Source organism: Pontitalea aquivivens (genome assembly GCF_046507575.1).
In the GTDB taxonomy this organism is placed as follows: domain Bacteria; phylum Pseudomonadota; class Alphaproteobacteria; order Rhodobacterales; family Rhodobacteraceae; genus Pontitalea; species Pontitalea aquivivens.
In genome coordinates, this window is the sequence record NZ_JBKFEY010000009.1 from 100,035 (window position 1) to 116,145 (window position 16,111).

General features: G+C 65.3%; 16 protein-coding genes. 9 read left to right on the forward strand and 7 right to left on the reverse strand.

All coding sequences use genetic code 11. The annotated features are described in order from the left end of the window. Positions 1-51 precede the first annotated feature (51 nt). On the reverse strand, positions 52-1,083 hold the full coding sequence (locus ACK8OU_RS11745) for an Ldh family oxidoreductase (protein ID WP_410303616.1): 1,032 nt from the start codon (positions 1,081-1,083) through the stop codon (positions 52-54). 132 nt (positions 1,084-1,215) lie between these two features. On the opposite strand from ACK8OU_RS11745, the gene ACK8OU_RS11750 reads away from it, so the two are divergent. The 9 genes from ACK8OU_RS11750 to ACK8OU_RS11790 all read left to right on the forward strand — a co-directional run bounded on the left by ACK8OU_RS11750 (position 1,216) and on the right by ACK8OU_RS11790 (position 10,789). Then, the gene (locus tag ACK8OU_RS11750; RefSeq protein WP_410303617.1) at positions 1,216-2,730 is read left to right on the forward strand and encodes an aldehyde dehydrogenase (NADP(+)); all 1,515 of its coding nucleotides are present in this window, start codon (positions 1,216-1,218) and stop codon (positions 2,728-2,730) included. Between the two features lie 160 nt (positions 2,731-2,890). Continuing rightward, on the forward strand, positions 2,891-3,700 hold the full coding sequence (locus ACK8OU_RS11755; RefSeq protein ID WP_410303618.1) for an ABC transporter substrate-binding protein: 810 nt from the start codon (positions 2,891-2,893) through the stop codon (positions 3,698-3,700). 72 nt (positions 3,701-3,772) lie between these two features. Beyond that, on the forward strand, positions 3,773-4,438 hold the full coding sequence (locus ACK8OU_RS11760) for an amino acid ABC transporter permease (protein WP_410303619.1): 666 nt from the start codon (positions 3,773-3,775) through the stop codon (positions 4,436-4,438). Between the two features lie 12 nt (positions 4,439-4,450). Continuing rightward, on the forward strand, positions 4,451-5,104 hold the full coding sequence (locus ACK8OU_RS11765) for an amino acid ABC transporter permease (protein ID WP_410303620.1): 654 nt from the start codon (positions 4,451-4,453) through the stop codon (positions 5,102-5,104). Then, the gene (locus ACK8OU_RS11770; protein WP_410303621.1) at positions 5,097-5,819 is read left to right on the forward strand and encodes an amino acid ABC transporter ATP-binding protein; all 723 of its coding nucleotides are present in this window, start codon (positions 5,097-5,099) and stop codon (positions 5,817-5,819) included. Before ACK8OU_RS11765 ends, ACK8OU_RS11770 begins: the two co-directional genes overlap by 8 nt. A gap of 4 nt (positions 5,820-5,823) precedes the next feature. Beyond that, positions 5,824-7,071, forward strand: a complete 1,248-nt coding sequence (locus ACK8OU_RS11775; protein WP_410303622.1) for an NAD(P)/FAD-dependent oxidoreductase — start codon at positions 5,824-5,826, stop codon at positions 7,069-7,071. Between the two features lie 7 nt (positions 7,072-7,078). Beyond that, positions 7,079-8,080 carry a 4-hydroxyproline epimerase gene (locus ACK8OU_RS11780; RefSeq protein ID WP_410303623.1) on the forward strand — a complete coding sequence of 334 codons (1,002 nt, stop codon included), beginning with the start codon at positions 7,079-7,081 and terminating at the stop codon, positions 8,078-8,080. Beyond that, positions 8,077-9,753 carry a cis-3-hydroxy-L-proline dehydratase gene (lhpI, locus tag ACK8OU_RS11785; RefSeq protein WP_410303624.1) on the forward strand — a complete coding sequence of 559 codons (1,677 nt, stop codon included), beginning with the start codon at positions 8,077-8,079 and terminating at the stop codon, positions 9,751-9,753. Before ACK8OU_RS11780 ends, lhpI begins: the two co-directional genes overlap by 4 nt. Before the next feature lie 7 nt (positions 9,754-9,760). Then, positions 9,761-10,789, forward strand: a complete 1,029-nt coding sequence (locus tag ACK8OU_RS11790) for a trans-3-hydroxy-L-proline dehydratase (protein WP_410303625.1) — start codon at positions 9,761-9,763, stop codon at positions 10,787-10,789. A gap of 42 nt (positions 10,790-10,831) precedes the next feature. Here the strand turns inward: ACK8OU_RS11790 and ACK8OU_RS11795 are convergent, their stop codons facing one another. The 6 genes from ACK8OU_RS11795 to ACK8OU_RS11820 form a co-directional block, all read right to left on the reverse strand. Continuing rightward, positions 10,832-11,767 carry a type II secretion system F family protein gene (locus tag ACK8OU_RS11795; protein ID WP_410303626.1) on the reverse strand — a complete coding sequence of 312 codons (936 nt, stop codon included), beginning with the start codon at positions 11,765-11,767 and terminating at the stop codon, positions 10,832-10,834. Between the two features lie 12 nt (positions 11,768-11,779). Then, a complete protein-coding gene (locus tag ACK8OU_RS11800) occupies positions 11,780-12,733 on the reverse strand; it encodes a type II secretion system F family protein (protein WP_410303627.1) in 954 nt (317 codons plus the stop codon). Between the two features lie 9 nt (positions 12,734-12,742). Then, complete coding sequence (locus ACK8OU_RS11805; protein WP_410303628.1) at positions 12,743-14,137, reverse strand: CpaF family protein; 1,395 nt, start codon at positions 14,135-14,137, stop codon at positions 12,743-12,745. Between the two features lie 11 nt (positions 14,138-14,148). Continuing rightward, positions 14,149-14,715, reverse strand: a complete 567-nt coding sequence (locus ACK8OU_RS11810) for a L,D-transpeptidase (protein ID WP_410303629.1) — start codon at positions 14,713-14,715, stop codon at positions 14,149-14,151. Beyond that, positions 14,715-15,899, reverse strand: a complete 1,185-nt coding sequence (locus tag ACK8OU_RS11815; protein ID WP_410303630.1) for a hypothetical protein — start codon at positions 15,897-15,899, stop codon at positions 14,715-14,717. Before ACK8OU_RS11815 ends, ACK8OU_RS11810 begins: the two co-directional genes overlap by 1 nt. Before the next feature lie 4 nt (positions 15,900-15,903). Then, the coding region (locus ACK8OU_RS11820) for a hypothetical protein (RefSeq protein WP_410303631.1) at positions 15,904-16,111 on the reverse strand (208 nt) is incomplete at its 5' end.

Genomic DNA, 16,111 nt, shown 5'->3' on the forward strand with positions numbered 1-16,111 from the left:
ACCCAATGCCACATCGTCGGCCCTCCCTGCGGGAGGGCCGTTTTCTTTGGCTCAGGCGATGGCGTCCAGCCCCTGGTCCAGCAGGCGATCAAGCTGGTCCACCTCGGCGGCGCTCAGCGTGATGCCCTGGGCCACGGCACGGGCGCGGGCGGCAAAGCGGCGCTCTGATGGCAAGCGCGCGCCCTGCCCCTTGATCGCCGCAAACAGCATTTCGGCCCGCGCGAAGGGGTCACCCGGGCGGCCGGCCGCGAATTTTTCCGGCGACAGCGCCAGGATCAGTTCCCCATGCACGGGTGCCAGCGTGGTGCTGCCCAGGAAATCCAGAACCTCGGGGCTGGTCAGATCGCCGATCATCACGCCCGCCAGCAATTCGATCATCGTGCCGATGGCCGAACCCTTGTGCCCGCCAAAGGGCAGCATCGCACCGGCCAGCGCGGCCTCGGGGTCGGTCGTGGGCGCACCTTGCGCATCCAGCGCCCAGCCCTCGGGCAAGGGCTTGCCAGCGCGGCGGTGCAATTCAATCTCGCCCCGCGCGGCAACCGACGTGGCAAAATCGAACACATAGGGGTCGCGGCCCGGCCGCGGCCAGCCAAAGGCAAGGGGGTTGGTGCCCAGCAGCGGCGTGTTGCCGCCGGTGGGCGCGACGGTGGCATAGCTGGGGCACATCACCAGCGCCGCCAGCCCCTGCGCCGTCAGCGCCTCAACCTCGGGCCACAGGGCTGCGAAATGGGTGCAATCGTTCACCACCAGCGCGGCCAGCCCCAGGTCGCGCGCCCGGTCCACCAGCACCGGCAGGCCCAGTTCAAACCCCGGGTTGGAAAACCCGCGCTGCGCATCGACCCGCACAATGGCACCGCCCGCGCCCGGTTGCAGCACGGGCAGGGCATCGCCCCGCACCTTGCCCGCCTTCAGCGTGCGCAAGACGCCCTCGATCCGGTAGATGCCATGCGACTTGCAGCCGTCACGTTCCCCCGCGGTAATGACACGCGCCAGCGCGCCGGCCTGCACCGCGTTCATGCCCGCGCGCCGAAAGATCGCTTCAACGCGGGTTTGAAGGGCCTCGATGGAAAAGGTCTGGGTCATGGGGCTGGCTCCTGTCTGACACGCCGGTAGGAAATCTTGACGATATGTATACAGAAAGTATACAAAACCTCAAGCACACTGGCCCGCACCGGCGCCGGTATTGCATCCAAAACAGACCGAAAGGACAGGCTGATGACCTTCACCCCCCATGGCAAGCACCTGATCGCAGGCAACTGGGTCGCGGGCGATGCCAGCTTCACCTCGGCCCCCGCGCAGGGACCGGCCCACAACTTCGCGGTGGGCACCGTGGCGCTGGTCGATCAGGCGGCGCAGGCGGCAGAAGCGGCGTTCTGGTCCTTTGGCTGGTCGTCGCGGGGCGAACGCGCAACCCTGCTGCGTCGCATCGCCGATGAGATCGAGGCCCGCGCCGGGGCCATCACCGAAATCGGCTGTCAGGAAACCGGCCTGCCCGAAGCGCGGCTGAACGGCGAACGGGGGCGCACCACGGGCCAGCTGCGGCTGTTTGCCGATCATATCGAGACGGGCGATTACCTTGACAGGCGCCATGATCCGGCCCTGCCCGACCGCCAGCCCCTGCCCCGCCCCGGGATCCGCATGATCCAGCGCCCCATCGGCCCGGTCGCGGTGTTCGGCGCGTCGAACTTCCCGCTGGCGTTTTCGACCGCGGGGGGCGACACGGCGGCGGCGCTGGCGGCGGGCTGTCCGGTGGTGGTCAAGGGCCATTCCGCCCATCCCGGCACGGCCGAGATCGTGGCCGAGGCGATCCATGCGGCGATTGCCGCCTGTGGCATTCACCCCGGGGTCTTCAGCCTGATCCAGGGGGGCAACCGGCAGGTGGGCGAGGCGCTGGTCACCCATCCGCTGATCAAGGCGGTGGGCTTTACCGGGTCGCTGGCCGGGGGGCGCGCGTTGTTCGACCTGTGCGCGGCACGGCCCGAACCGATCCCGTTCTTTGGCGAGCTGGGGTCCGTCAACCCGATGTTCCTGCTGCCCCGGGCCATGGCCGCGCGCGGCGATCAGATCGCCCAGGGCTGGGCAGGCAGCCTGACGATGGGCGCGGGGCAGTTTTGCACCAACCCCGGCATCGCGGTGGTGATGCAGGATCAGGCCCCCGCGCTGGCACAGGCCACGCTGGCCGCCCTGCACGCGGTTGGCGCGCAGGTGATGCTGACCGAGGGCATCGCCAGCGCCTATCTGCTGGGCCGCGACCGGGTGGCGGGCGCGCGCGGGGTGCAATCCCTGCTGACGCAGGTCTGTGACCGGCGCCAGGCCACGCCGCAGCTGTTCCAGGTGCGCGGCACCGACTGGCTGGCCGATCACAGCCTGTCCGAAGAGGTCTTTGGTCCGCTTGGCCTGATCGTCACCGCCGCCGATCCCGAGGAGATGCTGGCCATCGCCCAAAGCCTGCAGGGCCAGCTGACCGCGACCCTGCATCTGGATGCGGGCGATACCGACCTGGCGCGCCGGCTGATGCCGGTACTGGAACGCAAGGCGGGCCGCGTTCTGGCCAATGGCTACCCCACCGGGGTCGAGGTCTGCGACGCGATGGTGCATGGCGGCCCCTATCCGGCCAGCACCAATTTCGGCGCCACCTCGGTCGGGACGCTGTCGATCCGCCGTTTCCTGCGCCCGGTAAGCTACCAGAACATCCCCACCGAACTGCTGCCCGCCGATTTCGGCGCCTGATCCCTGACCCTTCCCCCCGGGGAAGGGTCGTCCGGCCGCAATCTTCCGGGCAAGCTGAATACTAACTGTATACTCGATGTATTTTCTGATTGATTTGTTGCCTTGCTGGCCGGATAGTTCAAAACAAAGGAATCAAGATCACACACACAGGGAGTGACACATGAAAAAATCGATCTTTGCCGCCGGCCTTCTGGCCGCCACCGCCGCCGCGATGCCCGCGCAGGCCGACAAGCTGGATGACATCATTTCATCGGGTACGCTGCGTTGCGCGGTCGTGCTGGATTTCCCGCCGATGGGGTCGCGCGATGCCGGCAACAACCCGATCGGCTTTGACGTCGATTACTGCAACGATCTGGCCGCCGCCCTTGGCGTGACCGCCGAGATCGTGGAAACCACCTTCCCCGAACGCATCCCCGCGCTGATGTCGGGGCAGGTCGATGTGGCGGTCGCGTCCACCTCGGACACGCTGGAACGGGCCAAGACCGTGGGCTTCACCATTCCCTACTACGCCTTTGAAAACGCCGTCGTGGCGAATGAAAAGGCCGGCATGGCCGATTGGGAAGGCATGAAGGGCAAGACCGTGGGCGCCACCGCCGGCACCTATGAGGCGATCTGGCTGGAAGAACGGGTGAAGGAATGGGGCGAAGGCGAATTCCGTCCCTATCAGAACCAGGCCGACGTGTTCCTGGCGCTGAGCCAGGGCCAGCTGGATGCAACCGTCTCGACCGTCGAGGTGGCCGAGGCCAATGTCGCATCGGGCAACTTCCCCGGCATCAAGATCGTCGACAAGGCGCCGATGGTGCCGGACTATGTGGCGCTGATCACGCTGCGCGAGGAATATGGCCTGATCAACTACATGAACCTGTTCATCAACCAGCAGGTCCGCACCGGCCGCTATGCCGAGCTTTACAAGAAATGGGTCGGCGAGGGTGAGCCCGCCAACCTGACGATCCAGGGCGTCTACCGCTGACACCCGCGCCTTGATGCGATGCGGGGGGCGATCCCCCGCATCGCCGCTGCGGTCCCAGACACGAGGCGGCCCATGTTCAACTATAGTTTTCGCTGGAACCAGGCGCTGAATTCGCTTCCGCATATGCTGGAAGGCGCGCTTGTCACCATGGAGATCGCGGTTCTGTCGATGGTCATCGGCATTTCCATCGCGGTCGCGCTGACGGTGTTCCGGCTGTCTGGCAACCGCATATTGAAGGCCGTTGCCACAACCTGGGTGGAAATCGCCCGCAACACGCCCGCGTTGTTCCAGATCTACATGGTGCATTTCGGGCTGGGCAGTTTCGGCATCCACCTGTCGCCCTATCTGTCGCTTCTGGTGGGTATTGCCTTCAACAATGCAGGCTACCTGTCCGAGAATTTCCGCGGCGCGCTGAAGGCGATCCCCGACACCCAGACCCGCGCCGCCCGGTCGCTGGGCATGAGCGCGGGCCAGGCCTTCACCAGCGTGGTCATGCCACAGATGTTGCGGATTTCCTTCCTGCCGATGACCAATCAGATGGTCTGGGCGATCCTGATGACCTCGCTTGGGGCAGTGGTGGCGATGAACACCGATCTTTACGGCGTCACCAGCGATCTGAACGCGCGCAGTTTCCGCACGTTTGAACTGTTCGCCATCGCCGCGGTGATCTTTTACCTGATCACCAAGGCCATCACCCTTTCGGCCCGCCTGCTTGCGGCCCGGCTGTTTCGTTACTGACGGGGGCGCGCGATGTTTGATACCGCACTGACCGCCAATGACCTGATGTTTCTGGCCAGGGGCGCCGGGATGACCCTGATCGTCACCGCGATCTCGGTGGTCTTCGGCACGATCCTGGGCATCGTCTTTGGCGTGATCCGCTATCAGGTGGGGCCATGGTGGGCCGCGCCGCTGACCTTTGTGCTGGATATCTTCCGGTCGATCCCGTTGCTGATCCAGCTGGTGCTGGCCAATGCCTTCGTCACGATGGTCCTGGGCATCCGGATATCGGGTTTTGCCGTCGCCTGCGGGGTGCTGTCGCTATATACCGCCGCCTATTGCGCCGAAATCGTGCGTGGCGGGATCGAGGCCGTGCCACAGACCCTGCGCCGGGCCGCGCGTTCGCTGGGGATGACCTGGGGCCAGGACATGCGCAATATCGTGCTGCCGCTGGCCACCCGCGTGGCGCTGCCGTCCTGGATCGGGCTGGCGCTTGGCGTGATGAAGGATTCCGCGCTGGTCTATATCGTTCAGGTGGTCGAACTGCTGAAATCCACCCAGATCCTGATCACCCGCCTGCAAGAGCCGCTGTTCCTGCTGCTGATCTGCGGTCTGTTCTACTTCCTCATCTCCTTCCCGGTCGCCCGGTTCGGCGGCTATCTCGAAAAACGGTGGTCCAATGATTGAGATCGAGAATGTCCGCAAATCCTTTGGCTCGCTCGAGGTTCTCAAGGGTATCAACCTGACCGTCCAGAAGGGCGAGGTGCTGACCGTGATCGGCGGGTCGGGGTCGGGGAAATCCACGCTTCTGACCTGCATCAACGGGCTGGAACCCATCGATTCCGGGCGCATTCTGGTGGACGGGGTCGAGGTGCATGCCAGGACCACCGACCTGAACAGGCTGCGCCGCAAGATCGGCATCGTGTTTCAGCAATGGAACGCCTTTCCGCATCTGACGGTGCTGGAAAACGTGATGCTGGCCCAGGTCAAGGTCCTGAAGCGATCCAGGGCCGAGGCCGAGGCCGAGGCGGTGCGCCAGCTGAACCATGTGGGTCTGGGCGACAAGCTGACGGTCTATCCCGGGCGGCTGTCGGGCGGCCAGCAGCAGCGCATGGCGATTGCCCGGGCGCTGGCCATGTCGCCCGATTACATGCTGTTCGACGAGGTGACATCGGCGCTTGATCCCCAGCTGGTGGGCGAGGTTCTGGATACGCTGCGCATGCTCGCCGCAGAGGGCATGACGATGATCTGCGTCACCCATGAGATGAAATTCGCGCGCGAGGTGTCCGACCGCGTGGCGTTCTTCCACAAGGGCGTGATGGCGGAAATCGCCCCCCCTGAGGATCTTTTCGGCGCGCCGAAGGACCCCGAGCTGCAAAAATTCCTGGCCGCCACACATTGAGGGCATGATGCAGACCCAGTCCGATGTTATCGTGATCGGCGCCGGTGTGGTGGGCCTGTCCGCCGCGCTGGCGCTGCAGGCGCGCGGCCTTGCCGTGACGGTGCTGGACCGCGAAGGCCCCGCCGCGGGCGCCTCGGCCGGCAATGCCGGCGCCTTTGCCTTCACCGACATCCTGCCGCTGGCCTCGCCCGGCATCTTGCGCAAGGCGCCGAAATGGTTGCTGGACCCGCTTGGCCCGCTGAGCGTGCCACCGGCCTATGCGCTGCGGATCGCGCCCTGGATGTTCAGGTTCTGGCGTGCCTGTTCGCCCGCCCGCGTGGCCCAGTCCACCACCGCCCAGACCGCGCTGATGGATCTGTCCAAGGCCGAGCTGGAACCTTTCCTGGCCGCCACCGGCACCCTGCCGATGCTGCACAAGAAGGGCAATCTGCAGGTCTATGAATCCGAGGCCGAGTTTCGCGCCTCGCTGCCCGGCTGGCAGGCCCGCACCGATCATGGCATCGAGTTTCGCCATATGTCGCCTGCGGAAATGGCCGACCTGCAACCGGGTCTTTCGCCGCGTTTCATCCGGGGCACCTTCACCCCGGGCTGGTATTCGATCGCCGACCCCAAGCTTTACACGCTGGCACTGGCCGAAAGGTTCCGCGCGCAAGGCGGCGGGATCGCCCGGGCCGAGGCCACGGCGCTGACCCCCGACGCCCAGGGCGTCACGCTGCGGCTGGCGGACGGGCAAACGCGCCGCGCGGGCCATGTCGTTGTGGCGGCGGGGGCGCATTCGCACCTTCTGGCCCGGGGCCTGGGCGACCGCATCCCGCTGGAAACCGAACGCGGCTATAACACCACGCTGCCCGAAGATGCCTTTGACCTGCGCACGCAGATCACCTTTGGCGGGCATGGCTTTATCATCTCGCGGCTGGCCACCGGCATCCGCGTTGGCGGGGCGGTGGAACTGGGCGGGCTGAACCTGCCGCCGAATTTCCGCCGGGCCGAGGCGATGCTGAAGAAGGCGCAGGCCTTCCTGCCCGGGCTGAAGCCCACGGGCGGGGTTCAGTGGATGGGTTTTCGCCCGTCCCTGCCCGACAGCCTGCCCGCCATCGGCACGGCCCGTGCCACGCCGCGCGTGACCTATGCCTTTGGTCATGGCCATCTGGGCCTGACGCAATCGGCCGGCACCGCGCGGCTGGTCGCCGACCTGGTGACGGGTGCTGTGCCCGCCATCGACCTGACCCCCTTTTCGCCCCAACGCTTCTGAGGTCCCCATGGCCAGCCACACCTTTTCCTGCATCGACGGGCATACCTGCGGCAACCCCGTCCGGCTGGTCGCGGGCGGCGGCCCCCGGTTGCAGGGCGCCGACATGCTGGAACGGCGCGCCCATTTCCTGCGCGACTTCGACTGGATCCGCACCGGGCTGATGTTCGAACCGCGCGGCCATGACATGATGTCGGGGTCCATCCTTTACCCGCCCACACGCCCCGATTGCGATGTGGCGGTGCTGTTCATCGAAACCTCGGGCTGTTTGCCGATGTGCGGGCATGGCACCATCGGCACCATCACCATGGGCATCGAAAACGGCCTGATCACGCCGCGCGAACCCGGCCGCCTGTCGATCGAGGCGCCCGCAGGCAAGGTCGATATCGAATACCGCCAGGAAGGCCGTTTCGTCGAAGAGGTGCGGCTGACCAACGTCCCCTCATTCCTTTTCGCCGAAGGGCTGACCGCCCAGGTCGAGGGGCTGGGCGAAATCGTGGTCGATGTCGCCTATGGCGGCAATTTCTATGCCATTGTCGAGCCGCAGAAGAATTTCCGCGACATGGCCGATTTCACCGCAGGCGAGCTGATCGGCTTTTCCCCCAAACTGCGCGCGGCGCTGAATGCGAAATACGAATTTGTCCACCCCCAACACCCCGCGATCAACGGGCTGAGCCATATCCAGTGGACAGGCGCCCCCACGGTGCCGGGCGCGCATGCGCGCAATGCGGTGTTTTACGGCGACAAGGCGATTGACCGGTCGCCCTGCGGCACCGGAACCTCGGCCCGGATGGCGCAACTGACGGCCAAGGGCAAGCTGGCGGTGGGCGATGAATTCTGGCATGAATCCATCATCGGCTCGATCTTCAAGGGCCGGGTCGAGGGCACGGCCGATGTCGCCGGACGCGCCGCCATCATCCCGTCAATCGCGGGCTGGGCGCGGATGACCGGCTACAACACCATCTTCATCGACGACCGCGACCCCTTTGCGCATGGGTTCGTGGTGAAATGACGGGCCGGGCGCAAGCGATCCTGCCGGGCACAGCCGAAGGCGCGGTTCTGGTCTGTCCCGAACCGCTCAGCTTCTGGGGCGGGGTCGATCCGGCGACGGGGCGGGTGATCGACGTGCATCACCCGCTGGCGGGGCAAAGCCTTGCGGGGCGCATTCTGGTGATGCCGGGCACGCGCGGGTCCTGCACCGGATCGGGGGTGTTGCTGGACATGGTGCTGAACGGCCATGCGCCCGCGGCACTGGTCTTTGCCGAACCCGAGGATGTCGTGACCCTTGGCGCGATGATCGGCGCCGGGATGTTCGGCAAACCCCTGCCGGTGCTGCGGCTGACGCCCGATGCCTTTGCCGCGCTGGCGCAGGCGCGATCCGCCCGCATCACCGAAGCCGCGATTATCGCCGACGGCCTGACGATCCCGATCGCGCCCCCCGCCACCGCCGCGCTGGATCTGACCGAGGACGACCGCGCGATGCTGGCCGGGAAGGCGGGCGCCGCCACCGCGCAGGCCATGCGCATCCTGTGCGCGATGGCCGCCAATCAGGGGGCGGAACGGCTGATCGATGTGACGCAGGGCCATATCGACGGCTGCATCTATGCCAGCCCCGCGAACCTGACATTCGCGCAAAAAATGGCGGATATGGGCGCGCGGGTGCGCATCCCCACCACGATGAACGCAATTTCGGTCGATCATGCCAACTGGCGCGCGCAGGGTGTACCGCCCGATTTTGGCGGCCCCGCGCAACGGCTGGCGGATGCCTATGTGCGCATGGGCTGTCAGCCGACCTTCACCTGTTCCCCCTATCTGCTGGACAGCGCGCCGCAGCAGGGCGAGGCAATCGCCTGGGCGGAATCGAACGCGGTGATCTATGCCAACAGCGTGCTGGGCGCGCGCACCGCCAAGCATCCGGATTTTCTGGACCTGTGCATCGCCATCACCGGGCGCGCGCCTTTGGCCGGGGTCTATCTGGATGAACATCGCCAGGCGCGCCGGATCCTTGATGTCGATCTGCCCGAGCGGATCGACGATGCCTTCTGGCCGCTGATCGGATGGCTGGCCGGCCGGGCCGCGCCCGACCGCATCCCGGTGCTGCGCGGTCTGGCCGCCGCAAACCCCGGCCCCGAGGCACTCAAGGCGCTGTGCGCGGCCTTTGGCACCACCTCGGCCGCGCCGATGCTGCATGTCGAAGGCATCACCCCCGAGGCCGATCGCATCGCCCCCGCTGCCGACCACGCGCGGATCACCCGCGCCGATATGGCGGCGGGCTGGCGCACCCTGAACGACGGGCCCGAGACGGTGGAACTGATCGCCATCGGCAGCCCCCATGCCTCGGCCCGGGAATGCCGGGCGCTGGCCGATGCGCTGGCCGGGCGGCGCGTGGCGGTGGCCACCATCGTCACCGCCGGGCGCGCGGTGATCGATCAGGCGCGCGCCGATGGCACGCTGGCGCGGTTGCACGATGCCGGGGTGCAGATGCTGCCCGATCTGTGCTGGTGTTCCATATCCGAGCCGGTCTTTCCCCCCGCCACCCGCGCGCTGATGACCAATTCGGGCAAATATGCCCATTACGGCCCCGGCCTGTCGGGCCGCGCGGTGCGCTTTGGCGGCCTTTCGGCCTGTGCCGAGGCCGCCGTCACCGGTCGCGCGCCGCGGACCCTTCCCCCCTGGCTTGCCTGAGGTTGCCATGCGTTCAACCAAGACCATTCATGTGATTTCCGCCCATGCCGAAGGCGAGGTGGGCGATGTCATCGTCGGCGGCGTCACCCCGCCGCCGGGCGCCACGCTGTGGGATCAGTCGCGCTGGATCGCCCGCGATCAGCGGCTGCGCAATTTCGTGCTGAACGAACCGCGCGGCGGGGTCTTTCGCCATGTGAACCTGCTGGTGCCGCCAAAACACCCCCAGGCCGACGCCGCCTTCATCATCATGGAGCCCGAGGATACCCCGCCGATGTCGGGGTCGAACTCGATCTGTGTGGCGACCGTTCTGCTGGACAGCGGCATCCTGCCAATGACCGAACCCGAGACGCAGATCACGCTGGAGGCACCCGGCGGGCTGGTACGGGTGCGCGCGGAATGCCGCAATGGCAAGGCCGAGCGGATCTTTGTGCAGAACCTGCCCAGCTTTGCCGCGCGGCTGGATGCGATGCTTGAGGTCGAGGGCCTGGGCACATTGCGGGTCGATACCGCCTATGGTGGCGACAGTTTCGTTTTCGTCGATGCGCAGGCGCTGGGGTTCGCGCTGCGCGCGGATGAGGCGCATGACATCGCGAAGCTGGGCGTGAAGATCACCAATGCCGCGACCGAACAGCTGGGCTTTCACCACCCGGAAAACCCCGACTGGCGGCATGTTTCCTTTTGTCTTTTCGCCGGGCCCGTCACCCGGCAGGGACATGATCTGCGCGCTGGCGCCGCGGTGGCGATCCAGCCCGGCAAGGTGGACCGTTCACCCACCGGCACGGCGCTGTCGGCACGCATGGCGGTGCTGCATGCGCGTGGCCAGATGGGGCCGCAGGATCGGCTGACCGCCGTCTCGCTGATCGGGTCGACCTTCGCGGGGCGCATTCTGGGTACGACGACGGTGGGCGACCGCCCCGCGATCCTGCCCGAAATTTCCGGCCGCGGCTGGATCACCGGCATCCACCAGCACATGCTGGACCCGTCGGACCCCTGGCCCGAAGGCTATCGGCTGTCCGACACCTGGGGCGCGCGCTAAACCCGGCCGATGACCCGGAACCCGGTGCACCGCGCGGCCGGGTCAGCCCGTCGGCGCGATGTTGATGAACATCCGCAGGATCTGAATCATGATCGGTACCAGCACGATCACAAGGTTGACCGGGAACAGGAACCCCGCCAGCGGCAGAAGCATCTTGACCGGCAGGGCATTGGCCAGTTCCTCGGCCCGGATCAGGCGCAGCTCGCGCATTTCCTGGCCAAAGACGCGCAGGGTCTTGACGATGCTGGCGCCCAGTTCCTGCGACTGGCGGAACATCGTGGACAGGGTGCGCGCCTCTTCTACGCCGACACGGGTGGAAAAATTGTTCAGCGCCTCGTGCAGGGGGCGGCCGGCGCGCACCTCAAGGCTGATGATCGACAGGTGAAAGCCAAAGGCGGGTTTTGTGCGCATGAATTCGCGGGCAACCCGGTCGATGGCCGCCTCGATGCTAAGCCCCGCATCGACGCAGACGATCAGCAGATCCATGAAATCGGGGAACAGGCGCCGGAATTCGACCTGGCGGCGGGCGGCCAGACGGTCAAGGACCGCGTTGACCAGAATGAAGGCAATTCCCGCCACCAGCATCGAGAACATGCCCAGCAGCAACGGCGCGACCGTAGGCGCCACCCCCAGAAACACAAACCAGGTCGACACGAAGCTGACCGCGGTGACCAGCAGCCGGATGATATTATAGACCCGGCGGGCCTTGCGGCCCAGAAAGCCCGCCCGGATCAGCCGCATCTCCAGGCTTTCGGGATCGTTCTTTCGGATGACCTCATAATAATGGCCGATGAACGGGTTTTCATTGGCGAAGGCGGCATCGATCCGGCTGTCGTCACGGTCCGCGACATCGGACGCCCGTTCCAGATTGCGCGCGATCTGGCGCGACCGGCCAAACCCGGACAGGATCGTGAAGCTTAGCAACAGGACCGAGACGAAGATCGCCACAAGGATCAGGATATCGGTGATCGGTTGCATGGGCGCTCCGGTTCAGAAGTCGAATTTGACAAGGCGATACAGGATGGCAACGCCGATCGACATCCAGACAAGAACACCCGCAACGACCGCCGTGCCGTTGCCGCTTTCCCAGACCGGGTCGAAATAGCTGGGCACCAGCCCGCGGATCATGAAGAACAAAAGGAACGGAAACGCCGCCATGATCACGGCGGTAATACGCCCTTCGGCCGAAATCGCCCGGATCTTGGCGCGCAGGATACCCCGGTCGCGGACCATCTTGGACAGGTTGCCAAGGATCTCGGACAGGCTGCCCCCGGTTCCGCGCTGCACGCTGATCGTGACCGCCAGCAGGTTCAGTTCCTCGGCGCCGACACGGTCCACCATGCTCATCATGGCGGCATCCAGTTCGGCGCCAAAGGTCAGCTGATCGCTGAGAATGCCAAATTCGCTGCCGATCGGGTCGGGCATCTCGCGCGAGACCAGCGCGATCGCGGTGCCGATCGGATGGCCCGCATTCAGCGACCGCACGATGATGTCGACCGCGGGCGGGATCTGCGTGACAAAGCGCGCGATGCGGCGCGCGCGCAGCCGCAACAGGATCAGCACGATCATAGCACCGGCCAGAAAGACCGCCAGCAGGATCTGGGCAATTACCCCCGGGATCAGCAGGAACGACAGCATCCAGGCCAGGGTGAAAATACCGATCGCATAGGCCAGCCGGCGTTCCTGCGTCAGGTGCAGGCCGGACTGGCGATAGATGCGGATGAACCAGTCGAGGGAATCATAACCGCTTTCGCCGCCCCCCGCCCAGCGGTCCTTGAGCAGCTTGTTATAGGCAACGCTTTGATCGGCGCCGTCGCGCAGACGCACAAGACGTTCATTGATTTCCCTGGTGCGCCGCCGCCCCGCCAGCACCATGCGCAGGATCGCATCGACCAGCAGCAGCACCGCGCCGAAGACCAGACCGTAGACAAGGACCAGATTCATCGCGTGCCCTTACAGCTGATAGGTCGGGTCAAAGATCTTCATGTCGATCTTCAGCCCGATGGTGGCAACATCCTGCAGGAACCGCGGACGGATGCCGGTTGCGCGGAATTCGCCGATCACGCGGCCATCTTCTTCCACGCCCAGCCGGTTGAATTTCATGATTTCCTGCAGCTGGATCACCTCGCCCTCCATCCCGGTCAGTTCCGCGATCGAGGTGACCCGCCGCGTCCCATCACGCATCCGCGACAGCTGCACGATCAGATGGATGGCCGAGGCGATCTGCGAACGGATGGAAAGCTGCGACATCGGCATCCCCGCCATGCCCACCATCTGTTCCATCCGCGACAGCGCATCGCGCGGGTTGTTCGCGTGGATCGTGGTCATCGACCCTTCGTGGCCCGTGTTCATCGCCTGCAGCATGTCAAAGGCCTCGCCGCCGCGGACCTCGCCCACAATGATCCGGTCGGGGCGCATCCGCAGCGCGTTCTTCACCAGATCGCGCTGGGTGATCTCATTGCGGCCTTCCAGCGTGGGGGGGCGCGTTTCCAGGCGCACCACATGGGGCTGCTGCAGTTGCAGTTCGGCGGCGTCTTCGATCGTGACCAGACGTTCTTCATGCGGGATAAAGGATGACAGCGCGTTCAGCATCGTCGTCTTGCCCGAACCCGTGCCCCCCGACACGACGATGGACACCTTGCCCTCGACCGCCATCGCCAGAAGCTGCGCCATTCCTTGCGGCAAGGCGCCATTGGCGACCAGTGTCGCCAGTTGGAACGGCCGCTTGGAAAATTTGCGGATCGACACCTGCGGCCCATCCACCGCCACCGGCCGGATCGCGGCATTCACCCGCGACCCATCGGGCAGGCGCGCATCGACCAGGGGCGAGGATTCGTCGACCCGCCGTCCGACGGCTGCCACGATCTTGTTGATGATGCGCAAAAGGTGCGCCTCATCCTTGAAGCGCACGCCGGTCTTTTCCAGCTTGCCGCGCCGTTCGATGTAAACGGTCTGCGGCCCCACCACCAGCACGTCGGAAATCGTGTCATCCTTCAGCAGCGGTTCGATCGGGCCAAGGCCCAGCATCTCATCGGCGATATCGGCCAGCAGATCTTCCAGTTCACGCGCATTCAGCGGCAGGCTCTGCATCCTGGCATAATCGCGCACCAAGGGACGCAATTCATTCAGGATTTCGGCATCCCCCATGGAATCAAGAACCGAAAGGTTGATCTTGTCCAGAAGGTAGCGGTGCAGGTTGACCCGTTCAGCAACCATGTCCGGCATCCCGGCATCGATGGCCTCGGCGGGCTTTTGCGGCACGGAACGCGCCAGATCGGCCGTTTCCACCGCCGCCCCCGGCGCGGGCGGTGCGGGCTTGTCGCTCGTGCGGAAAAATCGGCCGACCATCTGCTTCCCCCTTAATTCCTGACGATGACCCTGGTTCCGACCGCGACCTTGCCGAACAGTTCGATGACGTCGGCATTGGACAGGCGAAAACAGCCCGAGGTTTCAAAGTTGCCCACGGACGGGGCATTGTTGGTGCCGTGAATACGATAGAGCGTGTCGCCGCCCGCGCGGTACAGATACAGCGCCCGCGCACCCAGCGGGTTGTAGGGGCCGGGCGGCACATGGCCCGGCAACGACGGGTCACGCTTGCGCATTTCGGCCGGGGGGCGCCATTCGGGCCATTCGGCCTTGCGCCCGACATAGGTTTCGCCGGTCCAGGTGAACCCGTCGCGCCCGACGCTGATATCATAGCGCGCCGCCTTGCCCTTGCCCAACACCACATGCAGGCTGCGCGCGGAATTGGAAATGACGATGGTGCCCGGCTTTTCACGGCTGTCGAAATCGACGATCTGCCGCGTCACCTGGCCATGATCGCGCGGAACCGATTTCAGCGCGCCCGGGTCCGCAAGGGCCGGCGCCGCGGCGATGGCAAGACCCGCGATCAGAACAAACCGGCGGCGAAGGGCGCGCGCGGGCATCATTTCACCTCAACCCGTTCAGCCAGAAGCGTCGCTTGCGCGAACTTGCGCAGCGCCTTGACGAATTTGCCGCTGGAATTCACCTCGCTGGGCAGAATGCCCCGGTCGATCGCATCGGCCAGATCCGCCTCATCCTCGGGCAGGAAATGAAAAGGTGTTTCGCCGAACAGCGCCTTCAGCTTGGCGGTCTTGAACCGGCCGCCGCCGAACAGCGTGCTTTTCTGCCTGTTCAACAGAACGTTGATCTGCTTGTCCGCCGCTGGCGTGCCGTGCAGCGAATTCAGGATTTCCAGCGTCTGGTTGATCGAAGGCAAGGTAATATCCGACACGATCGTGACCGAATTCACCGCCGCCAGCACATCCTGGCGCCAGTCCGTTTCATAATAGGGAATGTCCAGCACGGTATGCCCGTGCTGAAAGCTGACCGCATCCAGCAGGCGCAGGACAAGTTCGTAGCAGTTCAGATGCGTGACCGTGCCGCGGTGCCGGAAGGAATAGACGTAAAAGCCGTTCGGATGGCGCTGTTCCAGCAGGCGCACGAATTCCGCATCGATCCGCGACGGCTGCGACAGCGCGCTTTCCAGCGCAAAGTTCGACCGCAGGTTCAGATAATATCCGCAGGACCCGGTCGAAAAATCCAGATCGAACAGGGCGACCGACTGGTCCTGGCGGGCGGCCTTCTGGGCCAGGATATCGGCCAGCGAAATCGCAACCGAGGTCGCGCCCGCCCCGCCCACCGCCGAGATCACGGCGTGAACCCGGTTCTGGGTCTGCTTGTTCTGACGCACGCCCACCTGCAGCGCAGTCAGCAATTCATCGGGATGCAGGGGGTGGCGCAGCCAGTCGCTGACCTTCAGCTTCAGAAGCTTGCGGACCTGTTCGTCATTCAGCGCCTCGGACACGACAACGACGGGAACGGGTTCGAAATTCGACCGCACGGCAGCGATCTGTTCTAGCTGTTCTTCGCCGATCTGCCCGAAGTCAAAGACGATCACCGCCGGGGGCGCAAGGCCACCCGGCTTGCGCAGGGTATCGACCGGGGCCAGACGTGCGGCGAAATTCGGCAGCCGGTCCACCATGCGGGCAATTTCCTGCGCGGTGCTTTCCCCGGAATCCACCACAAGCACCTGGTTCTTGCGTGAATTCCGCGGCAATTGCGACAGATCGGTTTCGATTGCGTTCATCTGCTTATCGCCCACTTTTCAAATCTTCACCCGTCACGGTCACGGGATTGGCCGGCACCTCGATCCCGCGGAATGCCGTGTCTGTTTCGAACACTTCACGAAACAGGGCACCGATCAGCGGCAGATCAAAGTAGAGGCCATCCGTTTCGACGGTTACGGTCACAACCGGGCCGCCGGGGCGGCCAACATAGCCAAGACCCGTGCGGGTATAG

Excerpts from the sequence above, each read along its gene's own strand:
- ACK8OU_RS11745 (WP_410303616.1), bottom strand. The coding sequence starts at position 1,083 with ATGACCCAGACCTTTTCCATCGAGGCCCTTCAAACCCGCGTTGAAGCG.
- ACK8OU_RS11750 (WP_410303617.1), top strand. The coding sequence starts at position 1,216 with ATGACCTTCACCCCCCATGGCAAGCACCTGATCGCAGGCAACTGGGTC.
- ACK8OU_RS11755 (WP_410303618.1), top strand. The coding sequence starts at position 2,891 with ATGAAAAAATCGATCTTTGCCGCCGGCCTTCTGGCCGCCACCGCCGCC.
- ACK8OU_RS11760 (WP_410303619.1), top strand. The coding sequence starts at position 3,773 with ATGTTCAACTATAGTTTTCGCTGGAACCAGGCGCTGAATTCGCTTCCG.
- ACK8OU_RS11765 (WP_410303620.1), top strand. The coding sequence starts at position 4,451 with ATGTTTGATACCGCACTGACCGCCAATGACCTGATGTTTCTGGCCAGG.
- ACK8OU_RS11770 (WP_410303621.1), top strand. The coding sequence starts at position 5,097 with ATGATTGAGATCGAGAATGTCCGCAAATCCTTTGGCTCGCTCGAGGTT.
- ACK8OU_RS11775 (WP_410303622.1), top strand. The coding sequence starts at position 5,824 with ATGATGCAGACCCAGTCCGATGTTATCGTGATCGGCGCCGGTGTGGTG.
- ACK8OU_RS11780 (WP_410303623.1), top strand. The coding sequence starts at position 7,079 with ATGGCCAGCCACACCTTTTCCTGCATCGACGGGCATACCTGCGGCAAC.
- lhpI (WP_410303624.1), top strand. The coding sequence starts at position 8,077 with ATGACGGGCCGGGCGCAAGCGATCCTGCCGGGCACAGCCGAAGGCGCG.
- ACK8OU_RS11790 (WP_410303625.1), top strand. The coding sequence starts at position 9,761 with ATGCGTTCAACCAAGACCATTCATGTGATTTCCGCCCATGCCGAAGGC.
- ACK8OU_RS11795 (WP_410303626.1), bottom strand. The coding sequence starts at position 11,767 with ATGCAACCGATCACCGATATCCTGATCCTTGTGGCGATCTTCGTCTCG.
- ACK8OU_RS11800 (WP_410303627.1), bottom strand. The coding sequence starts at position 12,733 with ATGAATCTGGTCCTTGTCTACGGTCTGGTCTTCGGCGCGGTGCTGCTG.
- ACK8OU_RS11805 (WP_410303628.1), bottom strand. The coding sequence starts at position 14,137 with ATGGTCGGCCGATTTTTCCGCACGAGCGACAAGCCCGCACCGCCCGCG.
- ACK8OU_RS11810 (WP_410303629.1), bottom strand. The coding sequence starts at position 14,715 with ATGCCCGCGCGCGCCCTTCGCCGCCGGTTTGTTCTGATCGCGGGTCTT.
- ACK8OU_RS11815 (WP_410303630.1), bottom strand. The coding sequence starts at position 15,899 with ATGAACGCAATCGAAACCGATCTGTCGCAATTGCCGCGGAATTCACGC.